Source organism: Microvirga sp. Mcv34 (assembly GCF_024519725.1).
In the GTDB taxonomy this organism is placed as follows: domain Bacteria; phylum Pseudomonadota; class Alphaproteobacteria; order Rhizobiales; family Beijerinckiaceae; genus Microvirga.
The window spans coordinates 1-429 of sequence record NZ_JALJRK010000287.1 but is presented as its reverse complement, the minus strand read 5'-3'; the positions used below and the strand labels follow the sequence as shown (position 1 = coordinate 429).

Here is a 429-nt window from a genome sequence, read left to right as displayed (position 1 = left end):
CAAAGAGAAGGCTGACCATGAGAGCCATACGTCACATCCTGCGCCTGCACGCCAGCGGCGCAAGCGACCGGTCGATCGGACGATCCGTCGGAGCCGCCCGCTCCACGGTCCAGGACACCCTCAAACGGGCCAAGGCCGCCGGGCTGACCTGGCCCTTGCCCGCCGATCTCACCGATGCCCTCCTCGAGCAGCGCCTGTTCGCCAGGAGCGGCGTCAAGACCGGCTTGCGCCGGCGCCCCGAGCCGGACTGGGCTGCCCTCGCCAGGGAGATGAAGCGCCCCGGCGTCACCATGACTATCCTGCATGAGGAGTACAGGGCAGCCTGCCCCGAGGGCTACGGCTACTCGCGCTTCTGCGACCTGATGCGCGAGTTCGAGCGCCGCCTGTCGCCGACCATGCGCCAGAACCACGTGGCCGGCGACAAGGTCT

Annotated in this window: 1 pseudogene; it reads left to right on the top strand. The window is 69.0% G+C overall.

The annotated features are described in order from the left end of the window. A pseudogene (locus OC446_RS30640) lies at positions 1-429 on the top strand (IS21 family transposase); the annotation flags it as partial.